At 32.2% G+C, this 20,857-nt stretch carries 19 protein-coding genes; 14 read left to right on the top strand and 5 right to left on the bottom strand.

Annotated elements, in window-relative coordinates; translation table 11 throughout:
• Positions 1-6: 6 nt before the first annotated feature.
• From LL038_RS15685 to LL038_RS15640, 10 genes are all read left to right on the top strand, one after another.
• Positions 7-837 carry a hydrogenase small subunit gene (locus LL038_RS15685; RefSeq protein WP_253200265.1) on the top strand — a complete coding sequence of 277 codons (831 nt, stop codon included), beginning with the start codon at positions 7-9 and terminating at the stop codon, positions 835-837.
• A gap of 66 nt (positions 838-903) precedes the next feature.
• Positions 904-2,304: a nickel-dependent hydrogenase large subunit gene (locus LL038_RS15680; RefSeq protein WP_216123361.1), complete on the top strand. Its 1,401-nt coding sequence runs from the start codon at positions 904-906 to the stop codon at positions 2,302-2,304.
• A 36-nt stretch (positions 2,305-2,340) separates the two neighbouring features.
• Positions 2,341-3,003 carry a hydrogenase nickel incorporation protein HypB gene (hypB, locus tag LL038_RS15675; protein WP_216123356.1) on the top strand — a complete coding sequence of 221 codons (663 nt, stop codon included), beginning with the start codon at positions 2,341-2,343 and terminating at the stop codon, positions 3,001-3,003.
• Complete coding sequence (locus tag LL038_RS15670) at positions 2,964-3,446, top strand: hydrogenase maturation protease (protein WP_216123354.1); 483 nt, start codon at positions 2,964-2,966, stop codon at positions 3,444-3,446. The genes hypB and LL038_RS15670 overlap by 40 nt, the downstream gene beginning before the upstream one ends.
• A 181-nt stretch (positions 3,447-3,627) precedes the next feature.
• Positions 3,628-4,335: a lantibiotic protection ABC transporter ATP-binding protein gene (locus tag LL038_RS15665; protein ID WP_216123352.1), complete on the top strand. Its 708-nt coding sequence runs from the start codon at positions 3,628-3,630 to the stop codon at positions 4,333-4,335.
• Positions 4,335-5,060 carry a lantibiotic immunity ABC transporter MutE/EpiE family permease subunit gene (locus LL038_RS15660; RefSeq protein ID WP_216123350.1) on the top strand — a complete coding sequence of 242 codons (726 nt, stop codon included), beginning with the start codon at positions 4,335-4,337 and terminating at the stop codon, positions 5,058-5,060. The genes LL038_RS15665 and LL038_RS15660 overlap by 1 nt, the downstream gene beginning before the upstream one ends.
• Position 5,061: 1 nt before the next feature.
• Entirely contained in the window at positions 5,062-5,805 is a 744-nt protein-coding gene (locus LL038_RS15655) for a lantibiotic immunity ABC transporter MutG family permease subunit (RefSeq protein WP_216123348.1), read from the top strand.
• Positions 5,806-5,943: 138 nt separating this feature from the next.
• Entirely contained in the window at positions 5,944-6,603 is a 660-nt protein-coding gene (locus LL038_RS15650) for a response regulator transcription factor (protein ID WP_216123346.1), read from the top strand.
• Positions 6,594-7,961 carry a sensor histidine kinase gene (locus LL038_RS15645; RefSeq protein WP_216123343.1) on the top strand — a complete coding sequence of 456 codons (1,368 nt, stop codon included), beginning with the start codon at positions 6,594-6,596 and terminating at the stop codon, positions 7,959-7,961. Before LL038_RS15650 ends, LL038_RS15645 begins: the two co-directional genes overlap by 10 nt.
• A 189-nt stretch (positions 7,962-8,150) precedes the next feature.
• Positions 8,151-9,179, top strand: coding sequence for a 3-deoxy-7-phosphoheptulonate synthase (locus LL038_RS15640; protein WP_216123342.1), 1,029 nt, complete (start codon positions 8,151-8,153; stop codon positions 9,177-9,179).
• Positions 9,180-9,347: 168 nt separating this feature from the next.
• On the opposite strand, the gene LL038_RS15635 is transcribed toward LL038_RS15640, so the two are convergent.
• On the bottom strand, positions 9,348-11,336 hold the full coding sequence (locus LL038_RS15635) for a methyl-accepting chemotaxis protein (RefSeq protein ID WP_216123341.1): 1,989 nt from the start codon (positions 11,334-11,336) through the stop codon (positions 9,348-9,350).
• A 17-nt stretch (positions 11,337-11,353) separates the two neighbouring features.
• Positions 11,354-11,824 (bottom strand): MarR family winged helix-turn-helix transcriptional regulator, encoded by a 471-nt coding sequence (locus LL038_RS15630; RefSeq protein WP_216123340.1) that lies wholly within the window; start codon positions 11,822-11,824, stop codon positions 11,354-11,356.
• Between the two features lie 234 nt (positions 11,825-12,058).
• On the opposite strand from LL038_RS15630, the gene LL038_RS15625 reads away from it, so the two are divergent.
• Both LL038_RS15625 and LL038_RS15620 read left to right on the top strand, forming a co-directional pair.
• The gene (locus tag LL038_RS15625) at positions 12,059-13,447 is read left to right on the top strand and encodes a [FeFe] hydrogenase, group A (protein ID WP_216123339.1); all 1,389 of its coding nucleotides are present in this window, start codon (positions 12,059-12,061) and stop codon (positions 13,445-13,447) included.
• 480 nt (positions 13,448-13,927) lie between these two features.
• Positions 13,928-14,956: a 3-deoxy-7-phosphoheptulonate synthase gene (locus LL038_RS15620; RefSeq protein ID WP_216123331.1), complete on the top strand. Its 1,029-nt coding sequence runs from the start codon at positions 13,928-13,930 to the stop codon at positions 14,954-14,956.
• Positions 14,957-15,032: 76 nt separating this feature from the next.
• On the opposite strand, the gene LL038_RS15615 is transcribed toward LL038_RS15620, so the two are convergent.
• Positions 15,033-17,027, bottom strand: a complete 1,995-nt coding sequence (locus LL038_RS15615) for an FAD-dependent oxidoreductase (protein ID WP_216123329.1) — start codon at positions 17,025-17,027, stop codon at positions 15,033-15,035.
• 203 nt (positions 17,028-17,230) lie between these two features.
• Here LL038_RS15615 and LL038_RS15610 point away from each other — a divergent pair, with 203 nt between their 5' ends.
• Positions 17,231-17,779, top strand: a complete 549-nt coding sequence (locus LL038_RS15610; protein ID WP_216123327.1) for a PadR family transcriptional regulator — start codon at positions 17,231-17,233, stop codon at positions 17,777-17,779.
• Positions 17,780-17,861: 82 nt separating this feature from the next.
• Here the strand turns inward: LL038_RS15610 and LL038_RS15605 are convergent, their stop codons facing one another.
• Positions 17,862-18,437, bottom strand: a complete 576-nt coding sequence (locus tag LL038_RS15605) for a DUF6143 family protein (RefSeq protein ID WP_216123326.1) — start codon at positions 18,435-18,437, stop codon at positions 17,862-17,864.
• 259 nt (positions 18,438-18,696) lie between these two features.
• On the opposite strand from LL038_RS15605, the gene LL038_RS15600 reads away from it, so the two are divergent.
• Positions 18,697-19,857 carry a CapA family protein gene (locus LL038_RS15600; RefSeq protein WP_216123324.1) on the top strand — a complete coding sequence of 387 codons (1,161 nt, stop codon included), beginning with the start codon at positions 18,697-18,699 and terminating at the stop codon, positions 19,855-19,857.
• A gap of 52 nt (positions 19,858-19,909) precedes the next feature.
• Here LL038_RS15600 and mmuM read toward each other — a convergent pair whose 3' ends face one another.
• Positions 19,910-20,845: a homocysteine S-methyltransferase gene (mmuM, locus tag LL038_RS15595; RefSeq protein ID WP_216123322.1), complete on the bottom strand. Its 936-nt coding sequence runs from the start codon at positions 20,843-20,845 to the stop codon at positions 19,910-19,912.
• Between the last annotated feature and the right edge of the window lie 12 nt (positions 20,846-20,857).

The raw sequence follows: 20,857 nt of genomic DNA, 5'->3' as shown, positions 1-20,857 counted from the left end.
AATATTTTGCATGAAAGAGGACTTATAAAAAGGGCCATAGATGAAATTCATAATGGAGAGGCTAAAAAGATTAATTTTGTATGGATGGAGGCTAATGGTTGTACGGGGAATATAATTTCTTTCCTCAATGCAGATCAACCGGACGTTCCTTATTTTTTAAAGGAAATGGTTAATTTAAAATTTAGCCCTAGCCTTATGCAGGCAGAGGGTGAAGTTGCATATGAAGAGTTTTTAGAAGTTTTGGATACTAATTTTTTATTAGGAGTAGAAGGGGCCCTAACTAATATGGATGAGGGTTTCTATAACATATTTGCAACTTATAAAGGTAGACGTATACCTACAGTTGAAGCTATTAGTTTAGCATCAAAGAAAGCGAAAGCAATAATAGCTATTGGAACTTGTGCTTCATTTGGAGGAATATCAGCAGCTAGACCTAATCCAACAGGATGCACAAGTTTAGGCGGCTTCCTTGGACGTGAAGTAATAAATATACCAGGTTGTCCTGCGAATCCATTGTGGGTTATGGGAACTATAGCTAGTATTATTCTTAATAAAAAGGTTGAGGTAGATGAAAAAGGGCGCCCAATAATGTTTTTTAAAGAAACTAATCATACTAATTGCCCAAGACGCTCATATTTTGATAATAAAGTATTTGCAGATAAGCTAGGAGATAAAGAGTGTATGATAAAAGTTGGATGTAAAGGCCCTATTACAAAAGCTTATTGTCCACTTGGATTATGGAATTCAAGAATTAATTGGCCAGTAGAAGCTAATACACCTTGTATAGGTTGTGCTAGTGAACTTTTTCCAGATGGCACAGAGCCATTTGTTAAGTAATGAGATGATTTAAACATAGTATGCAATATTGTTATTTAAAATATACTTTAGAATGAGGTGATTGTGGTGACTACCAAAATAACTATAGACCCTATAACTAGAATTATGGGGCCTTTAAGTATAGAAGTAGAAATTAAAAAAAATAAAATAGTAGAAGCTAAAAGTGGTGGAATTCAATTTAGAGGTTTTGAAAAAATGTTAATAGGACGTCAACCATTAGATGCGGTATATTTTACGCAGAGGATATGTGGCATATGTTCTACATCGCATGGACTAGTAGCAAGTCTTGCACTAGAAGATGCATTAAAAGTAAAACCCAATGAAAATGGAGTGAAAATCAGAGATTTTGCACATGGAGCTGAATTTCTTCAAAATATTATGCGGCAAATTTGTATTTTTGCATTTCCTGATTATGTAGATATAACACTAGTTCCAGGAAATTCGGGTCGTGATTTCAGAATCCCTAAGAATTACACAGAAAAAATTAATAAAGATTATGTGAAGGCGCTAGAATGTAGTCGTCTTGCCCATGAAATTATAGCTCTCATTGGTGGAAAGGTACCGCATACCCACGGCGTATTCGTGGGTGGCACCACAGCAAATATGGATACTTCTAAAATTATGAGATTGAAATCTATACTACATTCTATCAGTGAATTTATGTGCAAAAATATGGTCGAGGATATAAATATTATAGCTCATTATTATCCAGAGTATTTTAAAATTGGTGGTGGGACAAAAAATCTTCTAACCTATGGATTATTTCATGATTTGCCAAATAAAGAAATGCAGTACGTTTTGCCTTCAAGTTATATTGATGGTGAGGCAGCTACTTTAAACCAAAAAGCAATAACAGAGAGCTCAGCATTTTCTTGGTATAAAGAATCTAAAACTACTGAGGTTCCAGCAAATTATCCATCTGAAACAGATATTAAAAAGCCAGGAGCATATACATTTATTAAAGCGCCTAGGTATGAAGGTAAAGTTGTACAGGTTGGTCCACTTGCTCGTATGATTTTATCAAGGTCATATAAAAATAGTATATCTACTATGGATAGACTTATTGCTCGGGTACTAGAGGGGAAAAAGCTTTGTGAAAAAATGATTATAATACTTGAGTCTATAGAGCCGATACCAGCAGTTCAGAAAAAATATATTATTCCAGAGAGTGCACAGGGGGTAGGACTGTGTGATGCTGTTAGGGGAGCTCTCGGGCATTGGCTTACAATAGAAAAAGGGGTTATAAAAAATTGCGATATAGTTACACCTACTGCTTGGAATCTTTCACCAATAGATGGGATGGGTCAACATGGGGCTCTTGAGAGCGCTCTTATTGGTACTGAAATCAATAATCTTAAAAATCCAGTTGAGATAGGGCGTATAGTGCGCTCTTTTGATCCATGTATATCTTGTGCTACACATGTTATTACAGAATATGGTGAGCCATATTCTATAAACATTGTTTGATCCAGTTGAAATAAAATGGTTAGGGAGAATAGTAAAATGAGCGAAATAAAGATTAGTATTAATATGTTAAATACTAATGAAGAGATTCATGAGGAAAACAAAAATCTATTCGATGAAGAGGGCATATTTGTTATAAATCTAATGGGGTCTCCAGGAGCTGGTAAAACATCAATACTTGAGAAATTAATTCCAAAGCTTAAACAAAACTTGAATATGGCGGTTATTGAAGGAGACTTATATACAACTAAAGATGCACAGAGAATTGAAGCTACGGGAGTTCCAGTAGTGCAGGTCAATACTGCTAGAATTTCATATTTAGAAGGATCTAAAGTAAGGGAAGCATCATTAAATTTTGATTTAAGAGAGATAGATCTTATTATTATAGAGAATGTTGGGAGTTTAGTATCGACCGCTGAATTTGATATTGGTGAGGATATTAAAATTTGTATCCTTAGTGTTACAGAAGGTAATGATAAGCCTTTAAAATACCCATTGATGTTTGAAAAAAGCGGAGCGATAATTTTAAATAAGATTGATTTAATTACATTTACTGATTTTAGGGTAGGAGAGTTTTATCAGGATATTAAATTGTTAAATAATAAGGCAAAGATTTTTCAAACTTCTTGTACTAGGAATGAGGGAATAGACGAATTAAGTGAATGGATTTTGAAACAAGTAAAAGAAAAAATAAGGGGCTGAGCTTTATTATAGGTAAAAAGGTTATAGCTATAGGTAATAGCTTAATGATGGATGATGGAATAGCACTTCTGGTGTTAGACAAAATCAGGAAAAGATTAGAGGATAAAGGTATTGAAACTATTATAGGAGAAACAGATGTAGAATTTTGTTTTTCTTTATTAAATGAGGTAGATGTATTTTATATTATGGACTCAACGTATTATGGTAATGTTCCAGGTACATTGACTTTTAAAAATCTAGATGACATAAAGAAAACTAAAGACCACAGTATGTCTATTCACTCTCTAGGGTTAATAGATCTTATAAACATGTACAATATGGATATAAAAGGTTATTTTATAGGGATAGAAATTTCTAAAATAGATATAAATCTTGGCTTAAGCAATATTTTACAGGAAAAAGTAAAATATATATCCAAAAAGGTAATGAGTTTTATTATATAATTATAGCAAGTTATGTATGATAATAAGTTAATTATTCTTTGCTCCACCCCATTAATAAGTACTAGTACTTATTAATGGGGTGGAGTTTTTTGTTTTATATTAATATTGAAATCCTTATAGAATCCTTATAAATTCCTAGTATTATAAAACTATAGTAAACGAAAGGAAGATGATTAAGATTATGAATAATTATATTTTACAAACAAAAAATCTTTGCAAGACTTTCAAAAAACAGTGCGCGGTAAACAACATTTCGCTATCCATTGAAAAAAATTCTGTCTATGGATTGCTAGGACCAAATGGGGCCGGAAAATCAACTCTATTAAAAATGATTACAGGAATGCTTCATCCCACATCAGGAGAAATGATTTTTGAGGATCATGATTGGAGTAGAAATGATCTTTCTAATATAGGAGTTTTGATTGAATCTCCACCTCTTTATGAAAATCTTACGGCGGTTGAAAACCTCAAAGTTCGAACTATTCTTTTAGGACTTCCAGATTCTCGTATTAAAGAAGTACTAGAAATAGTTGATTTAACAAACACAAAGAAAAAGCAGGCAGGACAGTTTTCTATGGGAATGAAGCAGAGACTTGGAATTGCAATTGCACTCTTGAATAAACCTAAATTGCTAATTTTGGATGAGCCTACAAATGGCCTGGATCCTCTTGGAATACAAGACTTAAGGGAGCTAATACGTTCTTTTCCAGCACAGGGAATGACAGTTATCCTATCTAGCCATATATTGTCCGAGGTTGAACTTATTGCAGACCATATCGGTATCATCAGTAATGGGGTACTCGGGTATAACGGCAAAATTAATCCTGGTGAAGATTTGGAAGTGCTTTTCACAGAGGTTGTGAAAAAGAATAGGAAGGAGGATTTATAATGCTCAAATATTTACAGGCTGAAAATTTGAAATGTAAGAGAATATTTATAAAAAAGCTGATTCTTATCGCACCTATAGTTACCTTGTTATTTGGATTTATGACCGGAAGATATTTTGAAACCAATAGCTTCAATTGGTGGTACACGCTGATATTACCAGGATATATTTCAATAATGGCAGTAATGACTAACGATGCGGAGCAAAAAAAATTACGCTATAGGGCTGTATTTGGTCTGCCAATTTCTTTAAAAAAAGTGTGGATTTCAAAAGTTTTGATAAACGGGATTTATATGACTTTCTCATGTATGATTTTTGTAGTTGGAATTTTTTTAGGAAGTTATCTAAGGATCCATCCCGTACCGGTTTTTAGTGCATTTGCCGGAGCTGGTTTGATTGCAGTTACATCTTTATGGCAGATTCCACTTTGTATGTTTTTAGCGAAGAAACTGGGAATGCTAGGGACGGTTTTGATAAACGTTGGAGTTGGAACTGTATTAAATGTTATGGCCGTAAGTACATCAATGTGGTGGATTTCTCCTTATAGTTGGACGTCACGTATTATGTGTCCCATTCTTGGGATTTTGCCAAATGGAGAGCTAGCAGGCATAGGAGATCCACTGCGAAATCCAGTCGTGATTCCAATTGGAATTATTCTGTCCATTATACTGTTTGTTTTGCTAATGATTGTTACCACTAATTGGTTTGAAAAACAGGAGGTTAATTAATATGATTGCTTTACTTAGGTGTATAAAATCGGATTTTTATAAATTAAGACATACTTCTATTTTGTGGATTCATTTGTTTATTCCACTAGCAGGAGCGTTAATATTTTTATTATATTATCATGGGAGATTAAATAACTCAATCACGGATATAAAAACGTATCTGGAGGCGCTGGCCATTGCTTTTCCTTTGCTCATAGGATTAATCAGCGGGATAGTAATTGAACAGGAGGAGCAGGCTGGAAATTTTCAAGTACTGCTAGCTACTTCAAAATCAAAAAACACTACGTATTTGAGCAAGCTAATTCTTTTACTTTTATTGGGAAGCTTTTCTATAACACTTGCAGTAGGAACATTTGCACTTGGATTTCACGTATTGCCCTACTTATTTTACTTAAAAGCAGCGGGATTATTAGTTTTAGGAAATATATTCATCTATATCTTGCATGTGTTCATTAGTCTCCAATTTGGAAAGGGTGCCTCTGCTGGGATTGGAGTTGCAGGAAGCCTGATTTCTGCTTTGATGCTCACAGGTCTTGGTGATTATATATGGCACTTTGTTCCATGGGCATGGAGTGTGAGGCTTTGCAATCGTATGTTTGAAAAATTGGACTATCCTGATTTTAGTGCTGAAATAGCATTTGATATGCAAAAGGGACTATTTGTAATGCTATTTGCAATATGTATTGCCTTCGTTGCTTGTTTATTTTGGTTCAAAAGGTGGGAAGGAAGAAAGTCATATGAATAAAGAGAAATTATTATGAAGATAACAAAGATAGTGATCTCTTTGCTTGCAGTTTTGTTTTGAAATTTATGGATTATAAAGGTTGATTTGAGAATATTTTGACGTTATACTATTTATATACAAGACAAAGGAGTTGGTAACATGGCAAAGATTCTGGTTATCGATGATGAACCTGATATTTTGGCTTTAATTAAAAATATCCTTCATAAAGACAATCATTTGGTAACTACAGTTGTAAATCCCGAAAAAATTTTAACTAATGAATTCTCAAACTTTGATTTGATTTTACTTGATGTCATGATGCCTGGTATGGATGGATTTACTTTTTGCAAGGAAAATCGTGACATTGTGGACTGCCCCATTATTTTTCTTACAGCAAAAAATATGGAAGCAGATATTATGTACGGACTAGGCCTTGGCGCGGATGATTACATTACAAAACCCTTTGGCATGGGGGAACTTAGAGCTAGAGTAAATGCTTACTTAAGGCGAGAAAATCGTGAAAAGCATAGTTCCCTTTGTATATCGGGAGTAAAGTTTAATTTATCAGGTAAAGAAATCTTAGTGGATGATAAAAAAATTCCATTTACCAAAAGTGAATACAACATTTGCGAATTTCTTGCAAGAAATAAAGGGCAGGTTTTTTCAAAGGATAAAATATATGAAGGTGTTTATGGGTATGACGGTGAAAGTGATAGCTCAGCTATTACGGAGCATGTTAAAAACATACGGGCAAAGCTCGCTGTTTTTAACATGCTCCCGATTGAGACGGTATGGGGGATAGGATACAAATGGAAATAAAGAAAAAAGTTTTTACGTTAAAGGCGGTCTTTTTTAAGTATTTATTAACTTTAGGAGTTGCATTTATTGTTTTCGCTGGACTATATTTGGGGATTTTTGCCCTCGCGCAAAACAGTGTGATTCTTCCATCGAATTTCAGTGAGGATTTGGCTAGAAGTGCTAAACCATTGCTTGAAAAAGCCCCTGAAATTACAGAGAATATGATACCCAATGGATGTAAATTTGCTGTTTTTGATAAAAAATATAAAGTTATAAAAACAAATTTAGAGGGTAAGAATTTACTGACTGCAATAGAATATGCGAAGGGTACTTACTCAAAAGATGGAAGCAAAAAGAACTACTATTTCATTGAAAGGCAAGATGGAGTTTGTGTTTTGCAGTACTATGTTCAAATGAGTTACCAATCTGAATTTTTAAATAAACATTTACCAGATCCAGAAAAAACCATGATTGTAATTTTTGCTATAATATATTTTTTTATTGTTTTTATTATTACTGCTATATGTGCAAAAAAACTAAATAAACAGCTAAGTCCACTTTTGCAGGCTACTGAAAAAATTAAGAAGCAGGATCTGGACTTTGACATAAAATATTCAGGAATTAAAGAATTTAATGATGTGCTTTTGTCAATATCAGATATGAAAACAGAATTAAAAAAGTCACTGGAGAAGCAATGGAATATTGAAGGAGCAAAGAAGGAGCAAATTTCAGCTCTTGCGCATGACCTTAAAACTCCATTAACAATTATCAAAGGAAATGCTGAATTGTTATCTGATTCAACAATAAGTAAGGAGCAACAGGAATACGTTAATTATATTTCGAAAAACAGCACACAGATTGAGAAGTACATTAAAAGCCTAATTGAGATTTCAAATTCAGAAAAACCTCTCCTTCTACAACTTGAAGAAAGAGATTCTATAAATTTTATTAATACAATTCAAGATCAGCTTGAAGCGATTGCAAATCCAAAGGGAATTAAAGTTGAATTCATTAAGACTGGTGTACCTAGGTCAATTATGATTGATCAATTATTACTTTACCGAGCAATTATGAATGTCATATCAAATGCAGTTAATTATTGCCCAAATAATGGAAAGATTTGTTTTGAGGTAAAATCTGTAGATAATAAAATCAAATTTATTACAACAGACAGTGGTAATGGTTTTTCAAATGAAGATATTAAATCAGCCACAAAACAATTTTATATGGGTGATTCTAGCAGGGCATCAAAAATTCATTTTGGAATAGGATTATATATTACTGAATCATTCGTAAATTTGCATGGTGGGAGACTTTATATAGCTAACTCGCCTATCACTGGTGGAGCGCAGGTGACAATAGAAATCCCAATTTGTTAAAATGAGATATGTAGAGCAGATTGTTGATTATTTAATAAATTTGATTGTAGAATTGAATGAAAAATGAAAATATTCTTCCAATTGACTGAATTTGTGATATAATTCATTAATAAAACAAATTGAATTAAAAAAACTCTTATAATTTCAGCCTAACAAAATAATAAATAAGCAAAGTGAGGAAAAAGTGATATGAATATTAAATATATAAAGAAAATGCCTACTGAAAAGGAAATTATGGAAGAAATGCCTCTACCCAATAATATTAAAGAAATTAAAAAAAGGAGAGATACTGAGATAAGGAAAGTTTTTGAGAATGAATCTGATAAGTTTCTCCTTATAGTTGGACCATGTTCGGCTGATAATGAAGACTCGGTGTGCGAATATATAGGAAAGCTTGCAGAAGTTCAGGAAAAGGTAAAAGATTCTATCATTATTATACCTAGAATTTATACAAACAAACCTCGAACTACTGGTGAAGGATATAAAGGTATGGCCTCTCAACCAGATCCAAGTAAGGAACCTGATATGGATGCAGGATTAAGAGCTATTAGAAAACTTCATTTAAAAGCATTAAGTGAGTATCACATGCCTGCTGCAGACGAAATGTTATATCCAGAAAATTATACATATCTATCAGATTTATTAGGATACATTGCTGTTGGAGCCCGCTCAGTAGAAAATCAGCAACATAGATTTACAGTAAGTGGTGTTGATATGCCTGTAGGTATGAAGAACCCAACTGGTGGAGATCTGACTGTAATGCTAAATTCAATTAAAGCAGCACAAGATGGTCATACATTTATATATAGTGGATGGCAGGTTGAAACATCAGGAAACCCACTTGCACATGCTGTTTTAAGAGGGGCAGTGGATTCTTATGGTAAAAATATTCCAAACTATCATTATGAAGATTTGATAAATATTGCTAAAGAATATGAAAAACAGAAATTTGCAAACCCTTCTATTATTGTAGATACTAATCATGCGAATTCAATGAAGCTTTATAAAGAACAACCAAGAATAGCTAGAGAAGTATTAATGAGTAGGAAAGATGACTCTTTACTTAAAAAAATGATAAAAGGATTTATGATTGAAAGTTATATTGTAGAGGGTAAACAAGATGTGGGGCGAGGCACTTATGGTAAATCTATAACAGATGCATGTTTAGGATGGGAAGAAACTGAAAAATTAATTTATAATATTGCTGAAAATTTATAGAAGTTTTATATTTTATTATTTAGTAAGGGGGTAACTTTTAATAGTTACCCCCTTTGTTTAGCTTTCACGTTATCTTTTTTATTACAAGATAACTTCCATATTTATTAATATATGTATAAAACAACATAATAGTAAAAAATTATAGGTTTTAGTATGCATTGAATTGAATTATATTTTAAAATTCTTTTCTTGAACAATCATGTTTTTAGTCATACTATTTAAGGTAATAGCTGTTGAAGCTACTTCAGCAGCTAAATTATTCATCTCATCTGTAGAAGCAGTTATCTCTTGAGAAGAAGCTGATATTTCTTCAGCTAGAGCGGATACACTTTCTACCTTGCTAAGTATGTTATCTTTTTCTATTTTTACATCTAGGGCGGATGAATTTATGGATTGTACCTTTGGAATTATAATTTTAATCACTTCTATAATTTTTTCAAAAGAATTCATTGTTTTATTTATTATGTTTATTTGGCCGCCAAGTTCTGTTTTCATAGTGGTAGTATTTCCTGTAACAATTTCAGTACTTTTGGAAATATTAGATATTAGTTGAGTAATATGCGTTGAAGAAGTCTTTGTCTGTTCAGCAAGCTTTTTAACTTCATTTGCAACTACCGAAAAACCTTTGCCGGCCTCTCCAGCATTTGCTGCTTCAATAGAAGCATTCAAGGCTAATAGACTAGTTTGATTAGCAATAGAATTGATTATATTAATTATACTATGAACCTCCTTTATACTACTGCTAAAGGTAATTATTTTATCTGATAAATCTTTAAAGGATAAACTTATACCATTTACGGCCTGCATTAATAACTTTATATTATTACTACTGTCAGTTGCAAGGCCACTCATTGTTAAAGTGCTTTTATCTACATCTTCAATGTATGCAACTATATCTTCAATTTTACTACTAAACCTATTTAATATATAAGTGGTTTCTACTAAATCATCTGCTTGAGCACTGATACCACTAGCAACCTCTTGAACTGAATGGGCTACATTATTTGATGAGGAAACCATCTTTTGAGATATACTCGATAATACTGTAGAGTCTGTATCTATACTTGAGGAAGTCTTCTTTGAAACTGTAATCATCTGTTTAATTGAGGTTTGCATTGTGCTCATAGAATTAGCCATATCGCCTATTTCATCTTTGTAACCTAAATATAGGGTGCTTACTTCATTAGTAAAGTCTCCAGTTGATAATACATTTAGAGATTTTGAGGAATATTTAATTCTTTTGGATAGGCTTTGAGCAATAATATAAACTATTAAAAGTCCAATAATTAAAAACATCAAGGAGGACATCACTATAGATGATTTTAAAGAATCAAGCTCTGATAATAGTTCACTTTTATCTAATATAACTACTATGGACCAATTTTCTTTTTTTACTGGAGCGTATCCTCCGTAGGATTTTTTCCCACCAAAACTATATGCACTTAAACCAGTTTGTCCTGATATCATCTTTTTTTGCATAGCTGCAATAGCGTTAAGACTTGGATTTTTTTTAGCCTCGTCTATAGAATTATATTGATTTAACGGCATGCTTTTATCCATAAAAGCAATACTATTGCTTTTACTGTTTATCATGTAGGCACTGCCAGTTTTACCAAAGGTAATTTTTTTAATCATTTCACTTAGTTCTAACCCATTTCGAACGGAAATTAATACACCGACTACTGAATTATTCTTTTTTACTGGCACTGAATAGGTCATAGTTATTGTCGTTTTATCTTTGTTAACAACGGGGTCAGCTATATAACTTCCTCCGGAAATGGATTTTTGAAATGAAATAGTATCTTTTATGTTACCTTTTTCTCCAGTTGTATATAAAATATTGCCATGGATATCTGCATATCCCATTTTTAAACTTTTACTTCTGGCAGTTTCACTCTGTAATATAGATTTCGTTTTTTCAGGTGTATTAATACTATTAGTTGATGCAATTACTTCCATTGAATTCAATTGACTGTCTAGAGAAGCTTGAACTGTATTTGAAGCTTGAGTAGCTATTTGTGGCAGTGTTTTAGCTATATTTGACACCAAGGCATTAGAGGCATTTATGTAAGAGATAATTCCTAGCCCTGAACATATAATTATTAATAATATGCCAATTAAAATAATTAATTTTGATTTTATACTTTTTGTAATCATTTATTAAGTCAACTCCCTTATTTGTTTTGATTGCTAATATTCAAATCGCGCATTTTTATAAGTAGATTTTGTATTGTAATAAAAGAATAAGAAAGTTCTTCTATTTCTTCAGAAGATAATACATTGAATTTTTTTAGAAACATTTCTTCTGAATTAGACATAGTTTTAGAAACAAGTTCTACAGCGTTTTTAGACAGAGATAAATATGTAATTCGTTTATCTATAGAATCTTGTCTTTTATTTATGTAACCCATTAAATTTAATGTATTAATACTTCTACTTACATTCGAAGAAGAGATATTAAGTTTTTTGCTTAAAAATGATGGAGTAGTGTTACCCTCCATATGAATTGTATTTAAAATTTTTGAGAGCAAAGGGCTAACTCCTAAATTACTAAGATCTGGGATAAGGTCTATAAATTCAATATTGAATATGCTATAAAAGTTAACCATATTTAATATTAGTTTTTGATGTTCTTTATTATTCATCTTATTCTCCTTTATTTTGTAAATTATAATGAGATTATTATAACAATATATGTATCAAATGACAACTATCACATGATATATATATTTTGTAAATATTAAAGGATATTAACAGATAGATATTGAATAAGAATAATGGAGTATTGAAAATTCACGGGTAAAGGAAAGGCTTCGAGTCATGGAAGTTGGATAATTTAGGTCAGCAAGAAAATTTTAACACAAAAGGGGAGCGATATTATGAGTAAACATGAATTTCCAAATAATAGAATTCCGATTGAAAAAGATAATCCATCCATAACTAGGGATGAGGAGAAATGCATAGTATGTGGTCAGTGCAGGAGAGTTTGTCGTGAAGATATAGCAGTTGGTAAAATGTATGATCTTGCAAAAACAGGGGATTGTGCAATTTGTATTAACTGTGGGCAGTGCGCAAATATATGCCCAGTGAATTCTATCACTGAGGTGTATGATTATGACAAGGTAAAAAAAGCGATTGCTAACCCAGAAAAAATTGTTATATTTAGTACTTCACCTTCAGTGCGAGTCTCATTGGGCGAAGAATTTGGAATGGCCGCAGGTTGTTATGTAGAAGATAAAATGGTTGCAGCATTAAGAGCACTAGGCGCAGATTATGTTTTAGACACTACCTTTGCCGCAGATTTGACAATCACTGAAGAAGCAAGTGAACTGGTAAGGAGAATTACGCAGAAAGATAAACCTACACCACAGTTTACAAGCTGTTGCCCTGCATGGGTTAAGTTTGTAGAAACCTTCTACCCTGAATTTATACCAAACTTATCAACGGTAAAAAGTCCTATTGGCATGCAAGGCCCTACTATTAAAACTTATTTTGCAAACAAAATGGGGATTGACCCTAAGAAAATTGTAAATGTAGCTGTAACACCTTGTACTGCTAAAAAGTTTGAAATAAAAAGAGATGAAATGAACGCAAGTGCAGAATATAATAATTCTGAGGAGATGCGAGACATGGATTATGTAATAACTACTCGTGAACTTGCAAAGTGGATTAAAGAAGCAGATATTAAGTTTACTGCACTTACTCCATCTGAGTATGATAATCTTTTGGGTAGAGGTACTGGAGCTGGTATTATTTTTGGTAATACTGGTGGCGTTATGGAAGCAGCTATAAGAACAGCTTATTTTTATGTAACAGGAAAAACTCCACCGGATAATCTTCTAAATTTAAGTCCTGTTCGTGGTATGGATGGTATGAGAGAAGCCAGTGTGCCAATAGGAGATATAATGGTTAAAGTTGCAGTTGTTCATGGTACTGCAAATGCAAAAGAATTGATTGAAAAACTTCAAAGTAGAGAATTATCCTATGATTTCATTGAGGTAATGACTTGTAGAGGTGGTTGTATTGGTGGCGGTGGTCAACCTAAAGTTGCTATGCCAATAACAGATGAAGTCAGAAAAAACAGGATTGCTGGGTTATATCTAAAAGATGAACAGTTATCAATTAGAAGTAGTTATGAAAATCCAGATATTATTGCAGTTTATAAAGATTTTTATGGTGAACCACTTAGTGAGCTTGCCGAAAAAATATTACATACAGTTTATGACACAAAAGCTTCTATGCTGATGAAGGGTTTGGAAGAGATATAGAATCAATAGGATTCATTAAAGTAATGATTAAACAAATAAATTGTGCATATTAATAAGATCTATTAATATAGAAAAAATTAAGAGGATTACACAAAATGGTTATTTGCGTAAAGATATGCCCAACTTCATTAGAAGGTGGGCGTATTTTATTAAAAATCTTATTTATAAGGAAATTATAAGCTGAAGATTAACTTTAAGAATAATTTACGTTATAATTTAAAATAGCTATCAGAGTTGTTGTACATTAATCTACATATTTTTTAGGTAATTGTTTATTAAAAAAATAATTAAAGCAGGAATTTGAAATAAAAAGAAAATAATAATTGAAAATGTATAGAGTTATAAGTATAATTAGACCTATTAACTAATAATTCGTAACTTTCAGATATTATTCAATAAATGTATTATTGATATTGTGGCTGTTTTTAACAATAAAAGAGTGAAGTTAATAATAAATAAACAAAGTGAGGAAAAAGTGATATGAATATTAAATACATAAAAAAAATGACTACTTCAAAGGAAATTATGGAAGAAATGCCTCTATCAAATAAAATTAAAGAAATTAAAAAAAATAGAGATGCTGAAATAAGGAAAGTTTTTGAGAATGAATCTGATAAGTTCCTACTTATAGTTGGACCATGTTCGGCTGATAACGAAGACTCGGTGTGCGAATACATAGGAAAGCTTGCAAAGGTCCAGGAAAAAGTAAAAGATTCTATCATTATTATACCTAGGATTTATACAAATAAGCCTAGAACTACTGGTGAAGGATATAAAGGCATGGCATCTCAACCAGACCCAAGTAAAGAACCTGATATGGATGCAGGATTAAGAGCTATTAGAAAACTTCATATAAAAGCATTAAGTGAATATCATATGCCTGCCGCAGACGAAATGTTATACCCAGAAAATTATACATATCTTTCAGATTTGTTAAGTTATCATGCAGTTGGAGCTCGCTCTGTAGAAAATCAACAACATAGATTTACAGTAAGTGGTATTGATATGCCTGTAGGAATGAAAAATCCAACTGGTGGAGATCTAACTGTAATGCTAAATTCAATTAAAGCAGCACAGGGTGCTCATACTTTTATATATAGCGGATGGCAGGTTGAAACATCAGGAAACCCACTTGCACATGCTGTTTTAAGAGGGGCTGTGGATTCTTATGGTAAAAATATTCCAAACTATCATTATGAAGATTTAATAAATATTGCTAAAGAATATGAAAAACAGAAATTTGCAAATCCTTCTATTATTGTAGATACTAATCATGCAAATTCAATGAAGCTTTATAAAGAGCAACCAAGAATAGCTAGAGAAGTGTTAATGAGTAGGAAAGATGACTCTCTACTTAAAAAAATGATAAAAGGATTTATGATTGAAAGCTACCTTGTAGAAGGTAAACAAGATGTAGGGTCTGGCACTTATGGTAAATCCATAACAGATGCATGTTTAGGATGGGAAGAAACTGAAAAATTAATTTATAATATTGCTGAAAATTTATAGAAGCTTTTATAGTAAAAACTCTGAGTTAAAGTACTCAGAGTTTTTACGTTTTTGTGTAGATTCAAAAATAATTTAATTATATATGATTTGCAACTTCATAAGCATCCCAAATACCATACATGATATTAGAAACTTTACGTGCATCTCCTAAAAGATAAATTTCAGGAACTTCAAATTCTAATTCTTTATATAAAGAATTTTCCTCTTTATAGCCTACTGAAAGTATTACTGAATCACATTTAATTTTCTCAATTCCATTTTCTGTTTCCATTTCAAGTAATCCATCTTTATATGCTTTAACTTTTGAATTTGTTTTTACAGCAATCTTATTAAATGGAATTAATTTCTCAAGCATTTCACTATTTGCAGAACATAAAGGTCCATTTAATGCAAGTATTTTGTTTAATGCCTCTACTATAGTTACATTTTTGCCTTCTTTAGCAAGATGAAGTGCAAGTTCACATCCAACCAGTCCTCCGCCAACTATAACTGTTGTATCTTTGCAGTCTTTCTTTCCTAGTAAAACATCGGCAGCTGTAAATACTTTTGTATCATCTCCAAGTGGAAATACTTTTGGAGTAGAGCCTGTAGCAATTATTACACTATCAAAATCAGCTTTTAAAATTTGATCTTTTGTAACCTCGGTATTTAAATTAACTTGAACATTTAATTCTTTTAATGTATGTTCAAACCAATTAGCTAAAGCGATATCGTCTTCTTTAAAGTCTGGAACTCCACCTGGTATAAGATTTCCACCTAATCTATTATTCTTTTCAAAAATAACGGCTTCGTGCCCTCTAAGAGTTAAAACTCTTGCGGCTTCACATCCAGCTACTCCACCTCCAACTATTAAAACTTTTTTCTTCTTTAATATTGGTGTAAGTGCATTATCTTTTTCTTTACATGCCTGAGGATTTACGGCACAGTTAAGCATTGAATAATGTTGAATACGTCCCATACATCCTTCTTGACATGATATGCAGGGCCTAATAGATTTAAGATTGTTGCTTCTTAATTTATTTACATAATCAGGATCTGCAAGAAGTGGTCTACCAAGACTTATAATATCACATGTTCCATTTTCAATAGCATCTAGTGCCATATCTGGATTATCCATTCTTCCAGCACACATAATAGGTACATCTACAGTTTCTTTCATTAATTTAGCGTATGGTCTGTATAATCCCTTATCTTGATACATTGGGGGATGACTCCACCACCATGAATCGTAAGATCCAACGTCTGTGTCTAATGAATCATATCCATAGGATACAAGTAGTTTAGCAGCCTTAATTCCTTCTTCAAGATCTCTACCTTTTTCAGTAAATACTTCGCCTGGAAGTGCTCCGTCTCTTAGATCTTTAATAAAGCTCTTTGGTGAATATCTAAGAACTACAGGATAATCTTCTCCACATCTATCTTTGATTTCTTCAACTATTTCACGAGCAAAACGAAGTCTATTATCTAAGCTTCCACCATATCCGTCAGTTCTATGATTAAATAATGACATAGCAAATTGGTCTATAAGGTATCCTTCATGAACAGCATGAATTTCTATTCCGTCAAAACCAGCTCTTTTTGCATTATAAGCTCCATCTCCAAATTTTTTAACAATAGACTTAATTTCATCTATTGTAATTTCACGGCAAGTTTTATCAAGCCATCTGTGCTGAATTGGTGATGGTGCAACTGGTGGAAAATCTCCAAGGTTAGTAGGAATAGTAACTCTACCAAATCCTCCTGACATTTGAAGAAACACCTTTGCGTTATATGCATGTATTCTTTCAGTTAGTTCTTTACCTGTTCTAACAAATTGAACTGGATTATATGTAGAGCATGGACAATTTGGCATACCATGTTCTTCAACTTCATTATCTACAAAAGTAACTCCTGTAATAATTAATCCTGTACCGCCTTTTGCTCTCTCGGTATAATAATCAATTCCTCTTTGATTAAAGCCACCCTCACTATCAGCTAGTCCAAGTGGTCCCATTGGTGCTAATGCAAAACGATTTTTAATTTCACACTTACCAATTTTAATTGGTTCAAACAATTTTTTATACTTGTTCATATATACCCTCCTTAAATTAAATGTCAAATAAAACTTAAATTTCTATACAATAATCTAGGTTAAGACAATTATGTAATGCCTTTATCTACATTATGCACTTTTATATTTATGTATGTCAATGATAACATGTTATATATACTATGTTGTACTTTACTTTTCAATTAATTATGGTAAAATTATAAGAAAGAATGAGGTGTTGTTAAATGAGAACTTTAAAATATGCAATTTTAGGATTGATAAATAGAAAACCATTAACTGGTTATGATATAACTAAAGAATTTAATAGTGGGTTAGTTGAGTTTTGGTATGCTAATCATAGTCAAATCTATCCTGAATTAAGGAAATTAACTGATGAATGTCTAATTTCATATAAAATAATTATCCAAGGTGAAAAACTTGAAAAAAAATTATATACCATAACTGAAGAAGGAAAGGTATGTTTACAAAAATGGCTAAAGAAAGATGAACCTTTAGAAAACACTCCTAAAGATGTTTTTAGACTTAAAGCATATTTTTGTGATGAAATATCTAATGAAGATTTAGTAAAGCAATTCCAAAGCGCATTAAACAAACATTTTAAGAGATTAGAATATCTTGAAAATACTATGAAAGAGCTTTTAAAGATAAACGATATATCAAAAGTATCTTCACCGCGATTTGGAGATTATATTGTTTTAAATGGTGCAATTATGAGAGAAAAAGCCTACATAGAATGGATTGAAGATTGTATAAAAAAGATCTTATGTAAATAGTTTAGCCTCATTAAATACAAGGAAGATGCCTTTCGGAAAGCTCCCTTGTATAGGATATATTAATGAAGATTAATATATTTTGTTAATCATTGCATTTGCAATTATTTTTAATCTTTTCTTCCCAAAAGCCAAAGGCTATCCTTCCTGAAGTTAAAAGCTCTGGTGTTTCTGGATTTGATAGAAATACTAAGAAGTTACCGCCCTCACCAATAATTATTTTACCATTTTCACTTTCAACCAATGTTGTTTCAGGTTGTGCACGTCTTACGAAGGCCTTGATTCCTCCAGTGGGTTCACCTGTAACATTAGATGCATATTCTAGTCTTACCTTTGCTCTAGGTTGTGGCTTGATAACTAGATTTGTAGGAGTTACAGGTGCATAGTTAACATCTGACTCAGGCGGAGTTGCATTAAACCAAAACTGTGCACGGAAAGCTGAATCTGAAACATCAGTTACAGTCCAGACATTTACATGTAAAATTACACCTGATTTAATTGGATTGTATAACCTTGCCCAGGCACTTGTCCCTTCTCCAAATACTAAATTATCAGCATACCCAATAAAATATTGTCCAAGCGTTGATTCATATAGCTCTATGGGAATATTAACAGCTTTTAAAAGTGATTCATCGATATCTTTACACTTTATTTGATTCATTAAATTACCACCTCACTATACTGTATTTTACTTATAACATATAGTGACAAAGTAGAGGAATACTAGATAATAATATTATACAATTAATTGATCCTAAATCTGTTGGTACAGGTCTTGGACTAGTGATTTATAGAAGCATTGTTGATAATTATGGTAAAGGTACAACAGTTAACATTTCATTGTCCTTAGAGGGGAGAGGTATACTGCATCAGAGTTTGGAGTAGTATATATATTATATTAACAAAGTGGGGGTATTAGCTTGAAGAAAAAGCGGCGTAGAAAATTCAATAAAAAAATAGCAATCAAAAATTTATTAATACTATTTATTTGCGTAAGTTTATCCTTAATTACTATTAAAGCTATTTCATCATCATTCAAAAAGTTCAATGAAAATCATAATACTAATAATGTTATAAAACCTGTAGTACCTGCCGTTTCTCTTAACGTAGAGAATACAAACACTGAAGTACTACTATCTGCAGTAGGTGACTGTACTATAGGTACTGATAGTAAATTTAATTATGCTATTAGTCTTCCGGCGATGGCGCAGCATCAAAACAATGGGTTTGCCTATTACTTTAAAAATGTTCGTAGTATTTTAAGTAAGGATGATGTTACAATTGCTAATCTAGAAACAACATTTACGGATTCTAATGACAAAGCAGATAAACAGTTTAATTTCAAAGCCAGTAGCGATTATGCTAAAAGTTTAACGCTAGGTTCAATAGAAGGTGTAAACATTTCTAATAATCATATATATGATTATAAAGAAAAAGGGTTTCTTGATACAAAAAATGCCCTAGAAAAAGAAAAAATTAATTATTTTGGAGAAGGGTCTAAGTGGACTACAAAAATAAAAGGACAGTCCTTTGGATTTTTAGGTTATAGAGGGTGGTCCTTAGATAAAAGGTTTCTTGATAAATTAAAAGGGGATATATCACAATTAAAAAAGACTAACTCAGTTGTAATTATAAACTTCCACTGGGGAGCCGAAAATGCGTATTATCCAGTAGCGGCACAAAAAGACCTTGCTCACTTTGCTATAGATAACGGTGCAGATATAATACTTGGACATCACCCCCACGTAATTGAAGGCATTGAACAATATAAAAATAAAATTATCGCCTATAGTTTAGGAAATTTTTGTTTTGGTGGTAACTCTAATCCAAGTGATAAAACAACTTTTATTTTTCAAAGTAATTTAAAGTTCGTAAATAATAATTTAACATCTATCGGTGTACGGGTTATTCCTTGTAGTATATCTTCAGTAAATTATACAAATGATTATTGTCCAACTCCTCTCGCTAGCAATGATAAGGTAAACTTATTAAGTAACTTAAATAGACTTTCTGATAATGCAGGCTTTGAAATAAGTGATAAGTTCTTTTATATAAATACTAAGAAAGCATCTATAAATTAATATAGATGCTTTCTTAAAATATATTTCTAAATGATGAGTGGGTGCTGTTAATTTATTTTCGAGCCCATGTAGCAATAGCTTTAATATCATCAGGGGTTGTTCGACAGCAACCACCAATTAGCTGAGCACCTTTGTCAAACCAGCTTTTGGCACTACGACTATAAATTTCACTAGAGGAATTACCATGCCAAGTTTTAGAGGAGGCATCATATTCTTCTCCCGAGTTTGGATAAACTACTATAGGTTTTTTAGAATTGTTTTTGATTTCTTCAATCAAGGATTGTATATGGTTGGGTGCGCTGCAATTTATTCCTATGGCAGCCACTTGAGTAAAGGAATCTAGATATTTGGCACAATCAGAAATTAATGTACCATCACTTATCTGCAAATCATTTTTAGCGCTAAAGCTCATCCAACAATATACATTGGGGAATTCTTTAAGTAGTTTAGTAATGGCTTTAGCTTCTATAAGACTAGGTATTGTTTCACAAGCAAGAATATCTACACCTGCATCTACTAAGATTTTTACTCTTGGTCTATGAAATTCAATTAGTTCTTTTTCACCAATTTTATAATCTCCAAGGTATTCAGAACCATCTGCAAGATAAGCACCATAGGGGCCTACAGAACCTGCAACTAAGGGGAGTGGTCTATTTATTCTATGTAGTGGATCCTTCCAAAAATCATCCCTAGCTTTTATAGCAATAGTAGCAGATTTCTTAATGAGGGATATTGCTTCGAGTTTAGTGAAACCTTTTTCTACATATCCTTCAATAGTAGCTTGATAACTTGAGGTAATTGCGCAGTCAGCTCCAGAATCAAAATAGTCATAGTGTACTTTCTCTATTATTTCAGGATTCTGAGCAAGTATTTTTGCTGACCAGAGGGAATCATTAATGTCGCACCCTAATCGTTCAAGTTCTGTAGCTAAGGCGCCGTCTAAAATAATTAATGGAAAATCTTTTAAAATATTAGTTATTGGATTCATAATAACTCTCCT

The sequence above is a fragment of the Clostridium estertheticum genome, from assembly GCF_026650985.1.
Taxonomy (GTDB): Bacteria; Bacillota; Clostridia; order Clostridiales; family Clostridiaceae; genus Clostridium_AD; species Clostridium_AD estertheticum_C.
This window is presented reverse-complemented; position numbering and strand designations above follow the sequence as displayed.